The organism is Mycobacterium helveticum (genome assembly GCF_007714205.1).
GTDB lineage: Bacteria > Actinomycetota > Actinomycetes > Mycobacteriales > Mycobacteriaceae > Mycobacterium > Mycobacterium helveticum.
The window spans coordinates 1-17,747 of the sequence record NZ_VMQU01000111.1 but is presented as its reverse complement, the minus strand read 5'-3'; the positions used below and the strand labels follow the sequence as shown (position 1 = coordinate 17,747).

At 70.1% G+C, this 17,747-nt stretch carries 15 protein-coding genes; 9 read left to right on the top strand and 6 right to left on the bottom strand.

The window, feature by feature from the left end; all coding sequences use genetic code 11:
- Window positions 1–160 precede the first annotated feature (160 nt).
- Complete coding sequence (locus FPZ47_RS28510) at window positions 161–745, bottom strand: hypothetical protein (protein ID WP_168209525.1); 585 nt, start codon at window positions 743–745, stop codon at window positions 161–163.
- Window positions 746–749: 4 nt separating this feature from the next.
- Window positions 750–1,838: a M23 family metallopeptidase gene (locus tag FPZ47_RS21080; protein WP_246133525.1), complete on the bottom strand. Its 1,089-nt coding sequence runs from the start codon at window positions 1,836–1,838 to the stop codon at window positions 750–752.
- A 292-nt stretch (window positions 1,839–2,130) separates the two neighbouring features.
- Between FPZ47_RS21080 and sucC the strand changes: the two genes are divergently transcribed.
- From sucC to FPZ47_RS21060, 3 genes are read left to right on the top strand one after another with little or no spacing between them, the layout of a single operon-like run.
- Window positions 2,131–3,312 (top strand): ADP-forming succinate--CoA ligase subunit beta, encoded by a 1,182-nt coding sequence (gene sucC, locus FPZ47_RS21070; protein WP_144955029.1) that lies wholly within the window; start codon window positions 2,131–2,133, stop codon window positions 3,310–3,312.
- A gap of 11 nt (window positions 3,313–3,323) precedes the next feature.
- Complete coding sequence (sucD, locus tag FPZ47_RS21065; RefSeq protein ID WP_144955032.1) at window positions 3,324–4,226, top strand: succinate--CoA ligase subunit alpha; 903 nt, start codon at window positions 3,324–3,326, stop codon at window positions 4,224–4,226.
- A 60-nt stretch (window positions 4,227–4,286) separates the two neighbouring features.
- A complete protein-coding gene (locus FPZ47_RS21060) occupies window positions 4,287–5,816 on the top strand; it encodes an acetyl-CoA acetyltransferase (RefSeq protein ID WP_144955035.1) in 1,530 nt (509 codons plus the stop codon).
- A gap of 114 nt (window positions 5,817–5,930) precedes the next feature.
- Here FPZ47_RS21060 and FPZ47_RS21055 read toward each other — a convergent pair whose 3' ends face one another.
- Entirely contained in the window at window positions 5,931–6,779 is an 849-nt protein-coding gene (locus FPZ47_RS21055) for an LLM class F420-dependent oxidoreductase (protein ID WP_144955039.1), read from the bottom strand.
- A 219-nt stretch (window positions 6,780–6,998) separates the two neighbouring features.
- Here FPZ47_RS21055 and FPZ47_RS21050 point away from each other — a divergent pair, with 219 nt between their 5' ends.
- From FPZ47_RS21050 to FPZ47_RS21025, 6 genes are all read left to right on the top strand, one after another.
- Window positions 6,999–7,940, top strand: coding sequence for a DUF5336 domain-containing protein (locus FPZ47_RS21050; RefSeq protein WP_144955042.1), 942 nt, complete (start codon window positions 6,999–7,001; stop codon window positions 7,938–7,940).
- Window positions 7,941–7,988: 48 nt separating this feature from the next.
- Window positions 7,989–9,335, top strand: coding sequence for a cell division protein PerM (locus FPZ47_RS21045; protein WP_144955044.1), 1,347 nt, complete (start codon window positions 7,989–7,991; stop codon window positions 9,333–9,335).
- 163 nt (window positions 9,336–9,498) lie between these two features.
- Window positions 9,499–10,146: a phosphoribosylglycinamide formyltransferase gene (gene purN, locus FPZ47_RS21040; RefSeq protein ID WP_144955047.1), complete on the top strand. Its 648-nt coding sequence runs from the start codon at window positions 9,499–9,501 to the stop codon at window positions 10,144–10,146.
- Window positions 10,143–11,738 (top strand): bifunctional phosphoribosylaminoimidazolecarboxamide formyltransferase/IMP cyclohydrolase, encoded by a 1,596-nt coding sequence (gene purH / locus FPZ47_RS21035; RefSeq protein ID WP_144955050.1) that lies wholly within the window; start codon window positions 10,143–10,145, stop codon window positions 11,736–11,738. The genes purN and purH overlap by 4 nt, the downstream gene beginning before the upstream one ends.
- Window positions 11,739–11,816: 78 nt before the next feature.
- Window positions 11,817–13,211 (top strand): sigma 54-interacting transcriptional regulator, encoded by a 1,395-nt coding sequence (locus tag FPZ47_RS21030; RefSeq protein WP_144955053.1) that lies wholly within the window; start codon window positions 11,817–11,819, stop codon window positions 13,209–13,211.
- Entirely contained in the window at window positions 13,204–15,198 is a 1,995-nt protein-coding gene (locus FPZ47_RS21025) for a vWA domain-containing protein (protein WP_144955056.1), read from the top strand. Before FPZ47_RS21030 ends, FPZ47_RS21025 begins: the two co-directional genes overlap by 8 nt.
- Before the next feature lie 9 nt (window positions 15,199–15,207).
- Here FPZ47_RS21025 and FPZ47_RS21020 read toward each other — a convergent pair whose 3' ends face one another.
- From FPZ47_RS21020 to FPZ47_RS21010, 3 genes are all read right to left on the bottom strand, one after another.
- Complete coding sequence (locus tag FPZ47_RS21020) at window positions 15,208–15,813, bottom strand: DUF1707 SHOCT-like domain-containing protein (RefSeq protein ID WP_144955059.1); 606 nt, start codon at window positions 15,811–15,813, stop codon at window positions 15,208–15,210.
- A 106-nt stretch (window positions 15,814–15,919) separates the two neighbouring features.
- Complete coding sequence (locus tag FPZ47_RS21015; RefSeq protein WP_144955062.1) at window positions 15,920–16,819, bottom strand: enoyl-CoA hydratase family protein; 900 nt, start codon at window positions 16,817–16,819, stop codon at window positions 15,920–15,922.
- Window positions 16,820–16,829: 10 nt separating this feature from the next.
- Window positions 16,830–17,747 (bottom strand): acyl-CoA dehydrogenase family protein (locus FPZ47_RS21010; protein WP_246133526.1); only part of this gene is annotated, 918 nt, incomplete at its 5' end.

Genomic DNA, 17,747 nt, shown 5'->3' with positions numbered 1-17,747 from the left:
CCCCCCCCCCCCCCCCCCCCCCCCCCCCCCCCCCCCCCCCCCCCCCCCCCCCCCCCCCCCCCCCCCCCCCCCGGGCGGCGGGGCCGCCCCCCCCCCCCCCCCCCCCCCCCGCGGGGGGGGGGGGGGTTTTTGGCGTCTGCTCGCGGAAACCGGCGGGCGGCTATTCCTCCAGCCAGTGCTTGGTACGCGGGTGCATGGCCAGCACCACGCTGGCGACCGGCAGCAGGGGGAGGGCATGCACGATCCACGCGACGCGCGCGCCCGCGATGAACACGCCGCCATAGGTGAGCACCGCGACGACCGCGCCGGCCACGATCAGGTACCGCCCGAGCGGCCGGTGCTGCAGCAGCATGATCACGCCGGTGACGGTGCTGACGGCGAACACCAGCGCGAGGAATGCGATCGCGATGCAGAACAGCCGGTCGGTTCTCCACCAGCCCGCGATCAGGTCCGTGGCCACGACCGAGGTGGCCCACCCGCTGACGATGCTGACCGCGCACGCGGCGACGGCGGTCCGGTCACTGGGCGCATCGCCCGGTGCACCCGCAAATCCCGCCCGGCCCCCCGCGGCGGACCCCGCCTGGTACGGCGGGGGCGGTTGGGGGGCGAACTGGCCGGTGGGCGATCCCGGTGCCCTGGGTATCGGGCCGGTGGGCGCACGCCGGATGATCCGCGACCCGGAGTCCGACGACGGTGCGTCGGGCTCGGCTGGACGCTGACGGGTGGGTTCGTTCGGTGAGCTCACCAGATCAACCGGTGTAATTGGCCAGGTTCAGGCCCCGCTTGGCCAGCCACGGCACCGGGTCGATTCGTTGGCTGCCGCCCTGCAGCACCTCGAAATGCAGGTGCGGTCCGGTCGAATTGCCCCGGTTGCCCATGGTGGCGATCTGGTCGCCGGCCATCACCCGCTGGCCGACGCCGACCAGCGTCGAATTGATGTGACCGTAGAGCGTGACCGTGCCGTCGGCGTGGCGCAGCTTGACCAGCGCGCCGTAGCCGGCCGCCGGGCCGGCCTCGACGACGACGCCGTCGGAGACGGCGAAGATGGGCGTTCCGATCGAGTTGGCGATGTCGATTCCGGCGTGCAGCACTCCCCAGCGGTACCCGAAGTTGGAGGTGAATATGCCTCTCGTCGGCATCACGTAGAGCGGCTGCTGCAACCGCGCCTCGCGTTGGGCGCGATCATTGGCGAAGGCAACGCCTTTGGCGAGTTCTTCGTTGTGGACGGCGACGTTTGCCGCGGGCTGCACGGCGATCACCTGCGCTCCCCGGGTGGTGCCGGCCCCGGCCCCGCCGGTGAGCGACGACGCGTTGGCGGTGAGCACGGCCGTGGTCCTGGGGGTGTCCGCCTGGCTGGTCGCGGTGTGCGCCGCCGCGGCGGCCGCGCCGGCGGCCATCGCCGAGATGAGCAGGCGGCCCCGGGCCGCGCTGGTGGGTTGCTTGCGGTGCTGGCCGCCGCGGCGCGCCAGCGGGATCACCTGGGTGGCGTCGGGGTCCTCGGGGCGCAGGACGTGCCTGATCTCGGCGCCGGGTTCGATGTGCACCCGGAGGTCAAGCCGGCGGGGGGCGGCGAGCAACAGCGGGCTCAGGTCGTCGCTCGCGTCGAGATCGTCGAGTTCGGGCGCCAGCAGGACACGCGCTCCGTTGTCGAAGGCGGAGTCGTCGCGGAAATCCAGTTCGGCGAGGTCTCCGAAGTCGTCGGCGAAATCCAGGGCCTCGAAGTCGAAGCCGTCGAGCGGCAGGATTTCGGTCACTTCGTTGCGATGTGGATCCACCCTGCGGTGCGTGTTACCTGAGGCCGTTGCGGCGGGCGTACGAGCTAAACGGTGCTGGGACAAGCTGGAACGTCCTCGTATCGTGACCATAACGTTATCTGGACCCCCGGACGTTATCCGTTGACGGAAGCCACTGGCAACCTCGCGACACGATCCGCCTCATTTTGTGATCTGGCTCACCTTCGGGGCTGCGGCCGAAAAGGCCGTGACCTGCGCCACATCGGTGGACGCGGCGTCAGGTCCCGTTTGGGGTGTGGATACAGTGCCTCCGTGCGCGTTGCCACCGTGCGCGTTGCCGATTCGGCTACCGCCGACGGACAGGCCTAGCAGCAAGCCGAGCAAAGACAGTGAGCCCATGGACCTTTTCGAGTATCAAGCCAAAGAACTTTTCGCCAAACACAACGTACCGACCACGCCGGGTCGGGTGACCGACACCGCCGAGGGTGCCAAGACTATCGCGACCGAAATCGGTCACCCGGTGATGGTCAAAGCCCAGGTGAAGGTCGGTGGCCGCGGGAAGGCCGGCGGGGTGAAGTACGCCGCGACGCCCGAGGACGCCTACGAGCACGCCAAGAACATCCTGGGCCTGGACATCAAGGGCCACATCGTCAAGAAGCTGCTGGTCGCCGAGGCCAGCGACATCGCCGAGGAGTACTACATCTCCTTCCTGCTGGACCGGGCCAACCGCACGTATCTGGCGATGTGCTCGGTCGAGGGCGGCATGGAGATCGAAGAGGTCGCCGCCACCAAGCCCGAGCGGCTGGCCAAGGTCCCGGTGGACGCCGTCAAGGGGGTCGACCTCGCGTTCGCGCGCTCCATCGCCGAGCAGGGGCACCTGCCGGCCGAGGTGCTCGACGCCGCCGCGGTCACCATCTCCAAGCTGTGGGAGCTCTTCGTCGCCGAGGACGCCACCCTGGTCGAGGTCAACCCGCTGGTACGCACCCCCTCGCGCGGCGAGGACGACCCGGCCCGGATCCTGGCGCTGGACGGCAAGGTCACCCTGGACGCCAACGCCGACTTCCGCCACCCCGAGCACGCCGAGTTCGAGGACCGCGCGTCCACCGATCCGCTCGAGCTCAAGGCCAAGGAGCACGACCTCAACTACGTCAAGCTCGACGGCCAGGTCGGCATCATCGGCAACGGCGCGGGCCTGGTCATGTCGACGCTGGACGTAACCGCCTACGCCGGCGAGAAGCACGGCGGCGTCAAGCCCGCCAACTTCCTCGACATCGGCGGCGGCGCCTCGGCCGAGGTGATGGCCGCCGGGCTGGACGTGATCCTCAACGACGCCCAGGTCAAGAGCGTGTTCGTGAACGTCTTCGGTGGCATCACCTCGTGCGACGCGGTGGCCACCGGGATCGTCAAGGCGCTGGAGATCCTCGGCGACGAGGCCGACAAGCCGTTGGTGGTGCGCCTCGACGGCAACAACGTCGACGAGGGCCGCCGCATTCTGGCCGAGGCCAACCACCCGCTCGTGATCCAGGCCGAGACCATGGACGCCGGCGCCGACAAAGCCGCCGAGCTGGCGAACAAGTAAGGGAGCCAATCATGTCGATCTTCCTGAACAAGGATTCCAAGGTGATCGTCCAGGGCATCACCGGTGGCGAGGGCACCAAGCACACCGCGCTCATGCTGAGGGCGGGAACCCAGGTGGTGGGCGGCGTCAACGCCCGCAAGGCGGGAACCACGGTGTCGCACAAGGACGCCGGCGGTAACGACGTCGAGTTGCCGGTGTTCGGCACCGTCGAGGAGGCGATGAAGAAGACCGGCGCCGACGTGTCCGTCGTCTTCGTGCCGCCGAAGTTCGCCAAGGACGCGATCATCGAGGCCATCGACGCCCAGATTCCGCTGCTGGTGGTCATCACCGAGGGGATCCCCGTCCAGGACACCGCCTACGCGTGGGCGTACAACCTGGACAAGGGTGAGAAGACGCGGATCATCGGACCGAACTGCCCGGGCATCATCACGCCGGGCGAGGCGTTGGCGGGCATCACCCCGGCCACCATCACCGGATCCGGCCCCGTCGGGCTGGTGTCCAAATCCGGGACGCTGACCTACCAGATGATGTACGAGCTGCGCGATCTCGGCTTTTCGACGGCCATCGGCATCGGCGGCGACCCCGTGATCGGCACCACCCACATCGACGCCATCGAGGCTTTCGAGAAGGACCCCGAGACCAAGATCATCGTGATGATCGGTGAGATCGGCGGCGATGCGGAGGAGCGTGCGGCCGACTACATCAAGGCCCACGTGTCCAAGCCGGTCGTCGGCTATGTCGCGGGCTTCACCGCCCCGGAAGGCAAGACCATGGGCCATGCCGGGGCGATCGTGTCCGGCTCCTCGGGCACCGCGGCGGCCAAGAAGGAGGCCCTCGAGGCGGCCGGCGTCAAGGTCGGCAAGACCCCGTCGGAGACCGCGGCGCTGGCCCGCGAGATCCTGAGCGGCCTGTAGCGTCGCGGACCGGCGGCCCGGGTGTGCACCCCGCACCGTCGTGCGGTAGATAGTTACGCTATGAATCTCGATCCGCACACGCCCGTCGTCGTGGGGGTCGGCCAGTCCGCCGAGCGCATCGACGGCCCCGGCTACCGGGCGATGTCGCCGGTCGAACTGGCCGCCGCCGCGGCCCGCGCCGCCCTCGTCGACTCATGCGGCGACCTCGACGCGGTGGCCGCGGCCGTGGACACCGTGGCCGGTGTGCGCCAGTTCGAAATCTCCGGGCCGGTCGCCAAGGCCGTGCTGGGGCGGTCGAACAACTACCCGCGGTCGGTGGCCGGCCGCATCGGCGCGCGGCCGGCTCGGGCGGTCCTCGAGGTCGTCGGCGGCCAGGGGCCGCAGCATCTGATCAGCGAGCTGGCCGCCGAGATCGCCGCGGGCCGTTCGCACGTCGCCCTGGTCTTCGGGTCCGACGCGACGTCCACGTTGCGGCACTTCGCGCGGTCCGACAGCAAACCGGACTTCACCGAGACCGTGGACGGCGACCTGGAAGACCGCGGCCACGGCATCGAGAAGCTGATCTCGCGCTACACGGTCATCCACGGTCTGACCAGCGCGCCGATCCAGTACGCGCTGCTGGAGAACGCCCGCCGGGCCGGCACCGGGCAGGGGCCCGTCGAGTACCGGCGAACCATGGCCGAGCTGTTCGCGCCGTTCACCAAGATCGCCGCCAACAACCCGTTCGCCGCAGCGCCGGTCGAGCGCAGCGTCGACGAACTGGTCACCGTGAGCGAGAGCAACCGGATGATCGCCGAGCCCTACCCGCGGCTGATGGTCGCGCGCGATCAGGTCAACCAGGGTGCGGCCGCGCTGCTGATGTCGGTGGAGGCGGCGCGGCGGCTGGGGGTGCCCCGGGACAACTGGGTCTACCTGCACGGGCACACCGACCTGGAGGAACAACCCCTGCTGGACCGCCCGGACCTCGGTCGCTCCCCGTCGGCCGTCCTGGCGGTGCGCGAGGCGCTCGCGATGGCCGGCATCGGCGTCGACGACGTCGCCACCTTCGATCTGTACAGCTGCTTTCCGGTGCCGGTGTTCAACATCTGCGACGGCATGGGCATCGCGCCCGACGATCCTCGCGGCCTGACCCTGACCGGCGGCCTGCCGTTCTTCGGCGGCGCCGGCAACAACTACTCGATGCACGCGGTCGCCGAGACCGTCGCCCAGATGCGGAAGATGCCGGGCCGGTTCGGTCTCGTCGGTGCCAACGGCGGCATCCTGAGCAAGTACTCCGTCGGCGTCTACTCCACCACCCCGGTCCCGTGGACGCCGGACCGCAACGCGCAGTTGCAGGCGCAGGTCGCCGCGTGGCCGACCCAGCCGGTGAGCGAGAACGCCGACGGTCGCGGCATCGTCGAGACCTACACGGTCCGCCGCGACGACGGGCGCCCGACCGGCATCATCGTCGGCCGGCTCGACGACGGCAGCCGGTTCCTGTCCACCACCGAGGACGAGGAACTGATCGCGCTGCTCATCGACGGCGACCCGCTGGGGCGCGAGGTGCGGGTGCGCTCCTTCGACTACGGCAACCGCTGCACCCTCGCCTGACGCGGCCCCAGACCGCGGCGCCGGGCGCGACGCGACACATACACCACGCACACGGCACGCCGGGCGGGTTCGCGCCGGTTTACGTCTGGACGCGGGCTCGCGCGTCAGACCACGTCAGACCAGGGCGGCGAGCTTGCCGGCCAGCCGCTCCACGTAGGCGGTGACCTCGTCGTCGGGGCGGTCGGGCAGGCCGAACAGCACCTCGGTGACCCCGAGTTCGGCCCAGTGCGCCAGTTTCTCGGGCACCGGCTTGAAGTCCAGCGCCACGATCTGCGGGGCACCGTCGCGGCCGGCGGCCGCCCAGATGTCCTGCAGCTGCTTGACCGGGCCGTCGATGTCGAAGTCGCGGGGCGTGGTGATCCAGCCGTCGGCGCTGCGCGCGATCCACGTGAAGTTCTTCGCGGTGCCCGCGGCGCCCACCAGCACCGGAATGTGCGGCTGCACCGGCTTGGGCCAGGCCCAGCTGGGCCCGAATTGGACGAACTCGCCGTCGTAGGCGGCCTCTTCCTGCGTCCACAGCGCCCGCATCGCCTCGACGTATTCGCGCAGCATGGTGCGCCGCCGCCCGGGGGGCACGCCGTGGTCGGCGAGTTCGTCGGTGTTCCAGCCGAACCCGACGCCCAGGCTGACCCGGCCGCCGGACAGGTGGTCGAGGGTGGCGATGCTCTTCGCCAGCGTGATCGGGTCGTGCTCGACGGGCAACGCGACCGCGGTCGACAGGCGCACCCGCGAGGTCACCGCGCACGCGGCGCCCAGACTCACCCACGGGTCCAGCGTGCGCATATAGCGGTCGTCGGGCAGTGACTCGTCGCCGGTCGTCGGGTGAGCCGCCTCGCGCTTGACCGGGATGTGAGTGTGTTCCGGCACGTAGAACGTCCGAAAATTGTGGTCGTCGGCCAGCTTGGCGGCCGCCGCCGGGGAAATGCCGCGGTCGCTGGTGAAAAGCACAAGCCCGTAATCCATGCCGAGAATTAGAACGTGTTCTACCTATGCAGGGCAAGCGGACGGTGGTGACGACGGGCCGGTCGTACCGGCGCAGCAACCCGAACGTGCGCTAGCGTGGTTGATCGACCGCGGGGCGATGCGAGTGCAGGGCAATCGGCGTTGATGAGGGCGCCGGCACGGCGCCGCATTGCAGCAGTGGCCTGGCGCCGCGACGGACTGGAAGCAACAGGAGGAGTCATGACCTACTCGCCCGGTAGCCCCGGTTACCCGCCCACGCAGCCCGGCGGCTCCTACCCGGGCGCCACACCGTCGTTCGCCAAGACCGATGACCACAACAAGCTTCCGGTCTACCTCACCATCGCGGTCGTGGGACTCGGCCTGGCGGTCTATCTGCTGAACTTCGGTCCCACGTTCATCATCGGCGCCGAACTCGGTCCGAGTGCGGGCGGACGCGCCGGCGACGCCGGTTACGCGGTCGACGTGTCGGTGCTGGCCGCGCTGCTCGCCGCGGTGTCCCTGCTGCCCAAGGCGAAGCGAAACCTGGGCGTGGTCGCCGTGATCGCCGTGCTGGGTGCGCTGATCGTGATCACCGAGATGATCAACACGCCCGCCGGCTACGAGATCGGCTGGGCCCTGTGGCCCCTGCTGGCGTGCAGCGCGCTGCAGGCGATCGCCGCGGTCCTCGCGGTCCTGCTGGAGGCGGGCGTGGTCACCGCACCGACGCCGCGGCCCAAGTACGACCCGTACGCGCAGTACGGCCCGTACGGCCAGTACGACCCGTACGGGCAATACGGCGCGCAGCAGCCGCCCGGCGGGTACTACGGTCAGCCGGGTGCGCACCAGCATGGCGGAGCCCAGTCGCACAGCCCCCAGCAGCCCCCCGGGTACGGATCGCAGCAATACGGCGCGGGTTACTCGCCGAGCCAGAGTCCCACCCAGAGCGCGTCGACCGGTGGATCCGGTTCCTTCAGTGCCCCACCCGCGGCGCCGCAGGGTCCGTCCACGCCACCGACCGGTTTTCCCAGCTTCAGCCCGCCGCCCATGGCCGGTGCGGAGGGCGCCGGATCCCGGGGAGGGGCGGCCCCGGGCGACTACTCCTCCCAAGGCGGGGATCAGCAATCCCCCGACCAGGGGCAGCAGCAGTCGCCGTCGTCATCCTCTGGCCCGGCGTCGGGCTGACCGCGCGTTCTCGCGCTTAGTCGGGCACGTGCGCCCAGAGTGACACGGGTGGAGGACTATCGGGCGGCGGGCGCCCGTCAGGGGCGTGACCTTCTCAGGGTCGCGTTCGAACCCGGTGTGGTGGCGCTGGGCGTCATCGCCGCCCTCACGCTGCTCGAGTTGCTGATCGCCAACAGCGACATGACGGGCGCCCCGGGCGCCATCGCCAGCATGTGGCTCGGCGTTCACCAGGTACCGGTTTTCATCGGCGGGCACGAGCTGGGCGTGATGCCGCTGTTGCCCGTGCTGCTGATGGTCTGGGGCACCGCGCGCAGCACGGCACGGGCGACATCTCCGTACTCGTCGTGGCTGGTGGTTCGCTGGGTTGTCGCCTCGGCGCTCGGCGGCCCCCTGTTGATGGCGGCGATCGCGCTGGCGGTGATCCACGATGCGTCGACGGTGCTCACCGAGCTGGAGACGCCCAACGCGCTGCGCGCGTTCGTCAGTGTGCTGGTGGTGCACGCCATCGGTGCGGCGATCGGCGTGTGGTCCCGTGTGGGCCCACGGGTGTCGGCGGTCTCCTCGCTGCCGCCGTGGCTGGGTGACTCCCTGCGCGCGGCCGCGGCCGGTGTGCTGGCGCTGGTCGGGCTGTCCGGCCTGGTGACGGCGGGTTCACTGGTTGTGCACTGGGCCACGATGCAAGAGCTCTACGGCATCACCGATTCGATATGGGGGCAGTTCAACCTCACCGCGCTGTCGGTGTTGTACGCGCCCAACGTCATCGTCGGGACGTCGGCGGTCGCGGTGGGGTCCAGTGCCCATCTCGGCTTCGCGACGTTCAGTTCGTTCACCGTCTTCGGCGGCGACATCCCGGCGTTGCCGATCCTGGCCGCGGCCCCCACCCCGCCGCTCGGGCCGGTATGGGTGGCACTGCTCATCATCGGTGCCTCGTCGGGCGTGGCGGTCGGCCAGCAGTGCGCCCGGCATGCGCTGCCCCTGGTCCCGGCGACGGCCAAGCTGCTGGTCGCCTCGATCGCGGGGACTTCGGTGATGTCCTTGCTGGCCTTGGGCGCGAGTGGTCGGCTGGGCAACTTCGGCGGGGTCGGCGTGGACCAGGGCACGCTGGCGATCGGTGTGCTCTTCTGGTTCACGGTCGTTGGCTGGATCACGGTCGTGCTGGCCGGCGGCGTCCGGCGTCGGCCCCGGCGGGCCAAACCCAAACCCGTGCCTGCCCAAACGGCCGCTGAACCGGCCGATTTCGCAGGGCTTCTCGTCGAGAGCGAGGGCCCGGCCGCGGACTGCGTCGAGGAGGGCAGGTCCGTGGCGCCTGCGGGCTCTGTCGACTCCACCGACTCCCTCGAGGCGGTGGACACCGACGTGGCACCGCCCGAAGAGCCCGGACATCAGCCGTACTGATGCACGGCCGGCATCGTCGTCCGACGGGGTGGGATTGTCGGGCTCCTCCTCCGGCCGTGCTGATGCACGGCCGGCATCGTCGTCCGACGGGGTGGGATTGTCGGGCTCCTCCTCCGGCCGTGCTGATGCACGGCCGGCATCGTCGTCCGACTAGGCTCTGCGTGTGCTTGAACCGCTCCGCGTGCCCCCGAGCGCACCGGCGCGAGTGGTGGTGCTGGCTTCGGGCACCGGTTCGCTGCTGGCGTCCCTGCTCGAGGCCGCCACCGGCGACTACCCCGCCCGGGTGGTCGCCGTCGGCGCCGACCGTGACTGCCCCGCGGTCGATATCGCCACAGCGGCGCCGGTACCGGCATTCGTCGCCCGGCTTGCCGACCATCCCGGCCGCGACGCATGGGACACCGCCATCACCGACGCCACCACCGCCCACTCGCCCGACCTCGTCGTGTCGGCCGGCTTCATGAAAATCCTGGGGCCGCAGTTTCTTTCACGCTTCTACGGCCGTGTCATCAACACGCATCCCGCGCTGCTGCCGGCGTTTCCCGGTGCGCACGGCGTGGCCGACGCGTTGGCTTACGGCGTGAAGGTCACAGGCGCTACGGTGCACCTGGTGGATGCCGGGACGGACACCGGGCCGATCCTGGCGCAGCACGCCGTCCCGGTACTCGACGGCGACGACGAACAGACGTTGCACGAACGCATCAAAGTCACCGAGCGGCTGCTCTTGGTGGACGTGGTGGCCGCGATCGCAACCGGTGGCATGACTTTGACCGGGCGACAGGCAACGATCGGACGAAAGGCGATCCTGGGATGAGCACCGACGACTGGCGGGAAACGGCGAGAAGGCCGATCCGCCGCGCGCTGATCAGCGTCTACGACAAGACCGGGCTCGTAGAGCTTGCCCGGGGTCTGACCGCGGCGGGCGTAGAGATCGTCTCCACCGGGTCCACGGCAAAGACCATCGGCGACAATGGGATCCCGGTGACACGCGTCGAGGAATTGACCGGGTTTCCCGAGGTGCTCGACGGCAGGGTCAAGACGTTGCATCCGCGGGTGCACGCCGGCCTGCTGGCCGATCTGCGCAAGTCCGAGCACGCCGCCGCCCTCGAGCAGCTCGGGATCGCGGCCTTCGAACTGGTCGTCGTCAACCTCTACCCGTTCAGCGAAACCGTCGAATCCGGCGCGAGCGTCGACGAATGCGTCGAGCAGATCGACATCGGCGGGCCGTCGATGGTGCGCGCCGCCGCGAAAAACCATCCCAGCGTGGCGGTGGTCACCGACCCACTCGGGTACGACGGCGTGCTCGCCGCGGTCCGGCACGGCGGATTCACCCTGGGCGAGCGCAAGAAGCTGGCGACACTGGCATTTCAGCACACCGCGGAATACGACATCGCGGTCGCGAGCTGGATGCAGTCGACGCTGGCGCCCGAGCATCCGCCCACCGTGTTCCCCGAGTGGTTCGGCCGCGGCTGGCGCCGCTCGGCGATGCTGCGCTACGGCGAGAACCCGCATCAGCAGGCGGCGCTCTACGCCGATCCCGGCGCGTGGCCGGGCCTGGCGCAGGCGGAGCAGCTGCACGGAAAAGAGATGTCCTACAACAACTTCACCGATGCGGACGCGGCATGGCGGGCCGCCTTCGACCACGAGCAGATCTGCGTGGCAATCATCAAGCACGCCAACCCCTGTGGCATCGCCGTCTCGTCGGTGTCGGTCGCCGACGCCCATCGCAAGGCCCACGAGTGCGATCCGCTGAGCGCGTTCGGGGGAGTCATCGCGGCGAACACCGAGGTGAGCGTCGAGATGGCGGAGTTTGTGAGCACCATCTTCACCGAGGTGATCGTTGCGCCCGCTTACGCGCCCGGTGCCGTCGATGTGCTGACGCGCAAGAAGAACATCCGCGTACTGGTGGCCTCCGAGCCGTTGACCGGCGGCGTTGAGCTGCGACCGGTGAGCGGGGGTCTGCTGATGCAGCAGCGCGACGAACTCGACGCCCACGGTGACAACCCGGTGAACTGGACCCTGGCGACTGGATCGCCGGCCGACCCGGCTACGTTGACCGATCTGCTCTTCGCCTGGCGGACCTGCCGTGCGGTCAAGTCGAACGCGATCGTGATCGCGGCCGACGGCGCGACCGTCGGGGTCGGCATGGGCCAGGTCAACCGCGTCGACGCGGCCCGGCTGGCTATTGAAAGAGGGAATGCGCGCGGCGGCGACCGGGTCCGCGGCGCGGTCGCGGCCTCCGACGCGTTCTTCCCGTTCCCCGACGGGCTCGAGACCCTGGCCGCCGCCGGCGTGAAGGCAATAGTGCATCCGGGCGGATCGGTCCGCGACGACGAGGTCACCGAAGCGGCAGCCAAGGCCGGCGTCACCGTATACCTCACCGGAGCCCGGCATTTCGCGCACTGAGCCGTGCGTCCTCAAGGGTCTGCGGATCCCCCCGGGGCGGTATCGGATGACGCACGTCGCCGCGCGTCGTAGCGTGGAGTGGTGACTGCACCGAGCAACCTGCCCCGCACGGTCGGCGAATTGCGTGCCGCCGGTCATCGTGAACGGGGTGTCAAGCAAGAAATCCGGGAGAATTTGCTGACCGCGCTGGCCGCCGGCTCGGATATCAGCGAGGTCTGGCCGGGCATCCTGGGTTTCGAGGACACCGTATTACCGCAGTTAGAGCGTGCGCTGATCGCCGGACACGACATCGTCCTGCTCGGCGAACGCGGCCAGGGCAAGACCCGGCTGCTGCGGGCGCTGGTCGGCCTGCTCGACGAGTGGACGCCGGTGATCGCCGGGGCCGAACTGGGTGAGCACCCCTACACGCCGATCACGCCGGAATCCATCCGGCGGGCCGACGAGTTGGGTGACGCCCTGCCGATCGAGTGGAAACACCGCAGCGAGCGCTACACCGAGAAACTGGCCACCCCCGACACCAGCGTCGCCGACCTGGTGGGCGACATCGACCCGATCAAGGTCGCCGAGGGCCGCAGCCTCGGGGACCCGGAGACCATCGCCTACGGCCTCATCCCGCGGGCACATCGCGGCATCGTGGCGGTCAACGAACTGCCCGACCTGGCCGAGCGGATCCAGGTGTCGATGCTCAACGTCATGGAGGAACGCGACATCCAGGTTCGCGGCTACACGCTGCGCCTGCCGCTGGACGTGCTGGTGGTGGCCAGCGCCAACCCCGAGGACTACACCAACCGCGGGCGCATCATCACCCCGCTCAAAGACCGGTTCGGCGCCGAGATCCGCACCCACTACCCGCGTGAGCTCGACGCGGAGATGGGCGTGATCGCCCAGGAGGCGCATCTGAGCGCCCAGGTGCCCGACTACCTGATGCAGGTGATCGCGCGCTTCGCCCGCTACCTGCGCGAGTCCAACTCGGTCGACCAGCGGTCGGGGGTGTCGGCGCGGTTCGCGATCGCGGCGGCCGAGACGGTGGCTGCCGCCGCCCGTCATCGCGGTGCGGTGCTGGGGGAGACCGACCCGGTGGCCCGCGTCGTCGACCTGGGCACGGTGATCGACGTCCTGCGCGGCAAGCTGGAATTCGAGTCCGGTGAGGAGGGCCGCGAACAGGCCGTGCTCGAGCACCTGCTGCGGCGCGCGACCGCCGACACCGCGTCGCGGGTGCTGGGCGGTATCGACGTCGGCTCGCTGGTGGCCGCGGTCGAGGCGGGTTCGGCGGTGACGACGGGCGAGCGAGTGTCGGCCAAGGACGTGCTGGCCGCTGTGCCGGGGCTGCCCGTCGTGGACAAGATCGCCACCAAGCTCGGCGCCGAATCCGAGGGCGAGCGCGCCGCGGCGCTGGAGCTGGCGCTGGAGGCGCTGTATCTGGCCAAGCGCATCGACAAGATGTCCGGGGAGGGCCAAACCGTTTATGGCTGAACCGATCAGGGGGCACTCGCTTCGTTACTCGGCGTACACCGGGGGGCCCGACCCCCTGGCTCCGCCGGTGGACCTGCGCGAGGCGCTCGAGCAGATCGGTGAGGACGTCATGGCCGGCACCTCGCCGCGCCGCGCGCTGTCCGAACTGCTGCGCCGCGGCACCAAGAACATGCCCGGGGCCGACCGGCTGGCGGCCGAGGCGAACCGGCGCAGGCGGGAGTTGTTGCGCCGCAACAACTTGGATGGAACCTTGCAGCAGATCAAGGAGCTGCTCGACGAGGCCGTGCTGGCCGAGCGCAAGGCGCTGGCACGTGCGCTCGACGACGACGCGCGCTTCGGCGAACTGCAACTGGACGCGTTGCCGTCGTCGCCGGCCAAGGCCGTCCAGGAGCTGTCCGACTACAACTGGCGCAGCGGCGAGGCGCGCGAAAAGTACCAGCAGATCAAGGATCTGCTAGGCCGCGAGATGCTCGATCAGCGTTTCGCCGGCATGAAGCAGGCGCTGGAGGGCGCCACCGACGAGGACCGCCAGCGGGTCAAAGACATGCTGGACGACCTCAACGGGCTGCTGGACAAGCACGCCCGCGGCGCGGACACGCCCGAAGACTTCCAGAACTTCATGGCCAAGCACGGCGAGTTCTTCCCGGATAACCCGCGCAACGTCGACGAGTTGCTGGATTCGCTGGCCAAACGCGCCGCCGCCGCGCAGCGTTTCCGCAACAGCCTGAGCCCGGACCAGCGCGCCGAACTGGATGCCTTGGCGCAGCAGGCGTTCGGGTCCCCGGCGCTGATGCAGGCATTGGACCGGCTCGATGCCCATCTGCAGGCCGCGCGGCCGGGTGAAGACTGGAGCGGGTCCGAGCAGTTCTCCGGGGACAACCCGTTCGGCATGGGCGAGGGCACTCAGGCGCTGGCCGACATCGCCGAACTCGAGCAACTGGCCGAGCAGCTGTCGCAGAGCTACCCGGGCGCCACCATGGACGACGTCGATCTCGACGCGCTGGCCCGCCAGCTCGGCGACCAGGCCGCCATCGACGCCCGAACCCTCGCCGAACTGGAACGCGCCCTGGTCAACCAGGGCTTCCTGGACCGCGGTTCCGACGGCCAGTGGCGGCTCTCGCCGAAGGCCATGCGCAGGCTCGGCGAGACGGCGTTACGCGATGTAGCCCAACAACTTTCGGGTCGACGTGGTGAGCGTGAGCTGCGCCGCGCGGGTGCGGCCGGGGAGCTGACCGGCGCGACCCGGCCCTGGCAGTTCGGCGACACCGAGCCGTGGAACATCTCGCGCACGCTGACCAACGCCGTGCTGCGCGAGGCGGGGACGGCGACGCTGGACGGCCCGTCCGGCCCGATTCGCATCACCGTCGACGACGTCGAGGTGTCCGAGACCGAGGCCCGAACCCAGGCCGCGGTGGCGCTGCTGGTCGACACCTCGTTCTCGATGGTGATGGAGAACCGGTGGCTGCCGATGAAGCAGACGGCGCTGGCGCTCAATCACCTGGTATGCACCCGATTCCGCGCGGATGCGTTGCAGATCGTCGCCTTCGGCCGCTACGCCCGGACGGTGACGGCCGCCGAGCTCACGGGCCTCGAGGGAGTCTACGAGCAGGGCACCAACCTGCACCACGCGCTGGCGCTGGCGGGGCGGCACCTGCGGCGGCATCCCAACGCGCAGCCCGTCGTTCTGGTGGTGACCGACGGCGAGCCGACCGCCCACCTGGAGGACTTCGACGGGGATGCGGGTTCTGCTGTGTTTTTCGATTACCCGCCGCATCCGCGGACCATCGCGGCGACCGTGCGCGGGTTCGACGACATCGCCCGCCTCGGTGCGCAGGTGACGATCTTCCGGTTGGGTAGCGACCCCGGCCTGGCGCGGTTCATCGACCAGGTCGCCCGGCGGGTCGAGGGGCGGGTCGTGGTGCCCGACGTCGACGGGCTGGGCGCGGCCGTGGTGGGTGACTACCTACGGTCCCGGCGTCGCCGCTGACGGTCAGGGCTAGGGGCGTCGGCTGCGGGCCTTGCGCTTGATACCCACGCCGCCCCACAGGGAGAAGCCGTGGATGTGGACCGTCGGCGCCCCGGGGGTGCCCTGGCCCACGACGGCCCGGTCGAAGCCCCCCATCACGCCGCGGCCGTGGATCTCGACGTTCACCTCCGGCGGCAGCAGGATGTTCTGCATGCCCATGATCGACACGGCGTGGATCTCGACCTCGGTCGAGGTGAAGTCGGCGTAGCGCAGGTCCAGCACCCCGTTGCCGCACAGGGTGAAGGTGGTCAGCTTCCTGGGCACGTTCCATCGGCCGCGTCGTTCGAAGCCGCTCACCAGCGCCAGCAGCAGCGTGGAGGGCGCCGGGTTGGGGGTGCCGCCCCGGCGCGGGTTGACCGTCGAGCAACCCTGGAGGTCGGCGCGCAGCTGATCCAGCTCCTCGTAGGTGGTCGCCGCGTACGCCTTGCTCAGGCGCTCTTCGTAGTCCTTGAGTTGCAGCCGGCCCTGTTCGGCCGCGTAGGCCAGCAACTGCGCGATCTGGATGCGATCGGTGTCGGCCGCGCGCGACGATTCGTCGCGCGTGTCCTTCGCGTCGCGTTGCGCCGGGTTGCTCATCACCACGAGCCTACGACGTCCAGGTTTTGCTGCAAGAGGGTTGGCGAAACTGCAACTTTCTCGCCCGTGCGTGCCCGGTCGCGGACGGGCGGGAGCACCGTCGCTGTCAGGCGTCTGGCGAATTCGCCCAGCTGGGCGGGCGCTTCTGCAGGAACGCCAGCATGCCTTCGCGCGCCTCCTCGGAGACGAACAGCCGCGCCGACTCTTCGCCGAGCCGCTCGGCGTCGCGGTCGAAGCCGTCCAGCACCGCGGCCGTGGTCAGCGCCTTGGATGCGGCAAGGCCCTGCGGGGAAGCGCGCCCGATGTCGGCGATCAGCCCCGCCACCGCGGCGTCCACGTCATCGACGGCCATCGTGACCAGCCCCATCTCCGCGGCTTCGGCGGCATGGAACGTCGCGCCGGTGAGGTAGTAGCGGGCGGCGGCCCGCGCCGACATCTTCGGCAGCAACGTCAGCGAGATGATCGCGGGCGCGACGCCGATGCGCGCCTCGGTCAGCGCGAACGTGCTGCGCGGGCCGGCGACCACGATGTCGCAGGCGCCGACGAGGCCGAAACCGCCGGCCCGGACGTGCCCGTCGACGGCGGCGATCACCGGCAGCGGCGAGGCGACGATGGCCCGCATCAACGCCGTCATTTCGCGGGCCCGGGCGACGGCCATGTCGTACGCCGACGGTGGCGACCCGCTTCGCCCGGCTGCGCCGCGCTCGCGATCGCCACGTGCCGACGGTGGCGACCCGCTTCGCCCGGCTGCGCCGCGCTCGCGATCGCCACGTGGGTCGCCGCCGCCGGCCTCACTCAGGTCGGCCCCGGCGCAGAAGGTGCCGCCGGCGTGCCCGAGCACCACCAGCCGCACGGCCGGGTCCGCCGCGGCCGTACGCAGCCCCTGATGCAACTGACTGACGAGGGTGGCCGATAGCGCGTTGCGGTTGTGCGGAGAGTTGAGAGTCAGCCTCGCGAATGGCCCTCCGGTCTCTGCCGGACCGGTGAATTCGACCACGGGATCCATCGGCGGGGCTTCAGTAGCTTCGGGGCAGGCCCAGCGAGGTCTGCGCGACGAAGTTCAGCACCATCTCGCGGCTGACCGGGGCGATCCGGCCCAGCCGGGCCGAGGCCAGCATGGCGGCGACGCCGTACTCCTTGGTCAGCCCGTTGCCGCCCATCGACTGCACGGCCTGGTCGACCGAGCGGGTGGCGGCCTCGGCCGCGGCGTACTTGGCCATGTTGGCGGCCTCGGCCGCGCCGATGTCGTCGCCGGCGTCGTAGAGCGTGGCGGCTTTTTGCATCATCACCTTGGCGAGCTCCACCTCGATGTGGCACTGCGCCAACGGATGCGACAGGCCCTGGTGCGCGCCGATCGGCGTGCCCCAGACCTGGCGGGTCTTGACGTAGTCGGCGGCCTTTTTCAGGGCGAACCGGCCCATCCCCACCGCGCTGGCCGCGCCCATGATGCGTTCGGGGTTCAGGCCCGCGAAAAGCTGCGCGATCGCGGCGTCCTCGGCCCCGACCAGCGCGTCGGCGGGCAGTCGGACGTCGTCGAGGAAGACCTGGAACTGCCGCTCGGGGCTGATCAACTCCATGTCGATTGCGGTGTAGGTGAATCCCGGCGCATCGGTGGGCACCACGAACAGCGCGGGCCGCAGCTTGCCGGTCTTGGCCTCCTCGGTGCGACTCACGACCAGCACGGCCTGCGCCTGGTCGATCCCGGAGATGTAGACCTTCTGCCCCTTGAGGATCCAGTCGTCGCCGTCGCGGCGGGCGGTGGTGGTGATCTTGTGCGAGTTCGACCCGGCGTCCGGCTCGGTGATCGCGAACGCCATCGTCAACGTCCCGTCGGCGATGCCCGGAATCCAGCGTTTCTTCTGACCCTGATTTTTCAGCCTGATGTGGGTGATGGCTGTGTCGTGACACGGAAATGCCCTTCGTGCAAGGGAAAA

Excerpts from the sequence above, each read along its gene's own strand:
- sucC (WP_144955029.1), top strand. The coding sequence starts at position 2,131 with ATGGACCTTTTCGAGTATCAAGCCAAAGAACTTTTCGCCAAACACAAC.
- sucD (WP_144955032.1), top strand. The coding sequence starts at position 3,324 with ATGTCGATCTTCCTGAACAAGGATTCCAAGGTGATCGTCCAGGGCATC.
- FPZ47_RS21060 (WP_144955035.1), top strand. The coding sequence starts at position 4,287 with ATGAATCTCGATCCGCACACGCCCGTCGTCGTGGGGGTCGGCCAGTCC.
- FPZ47_RS21055 (WP_144955039.1), bottom strand. The coding sequence starts at position 6,779 with ATGGATTACGGGCTTGTGCTTTTCACCAGCGACCGCGGCATTTCCCCG.
- FPZ47_RS21050 (WP_144955042.1), top strand. The coding sequence starts at position 6,999 with ATGACCTACTCGCCCGGTAGCCCCGGTTACCCGCCCACGCAGCCCGGC.
- purH (WP_144955050.1), top strand. The coding sequence starts at position 10,143 with ATGAGCACCGACGACTGGCGGGAAACGGCGAGAAGGCCGATCCGCCGC.
- FPZ47_RS21025 (WP_144955056.1), top strand. The coding sequence starts at position 13,204 with ATGGCTGAACCGATCAGGGGGCACTCGCTTCGTTACTCGGCGTACACC.
- FPZ47_RS21020 (WP_144955059.1), bottom strand. The coding sequence starts at position 15,813 with ATGAGCAACCCGGCGCAACGCGACGCGAAGGACACGCGCGACGAATCG.
- FPZ47_RS21015 (WP_144955062.1), bottom strand. The coding sequence starts at position 16,819 with ATGGATCCCGTGGTCGAATTCACCGGTCCGGCAGAGACCGGAGGGCCA.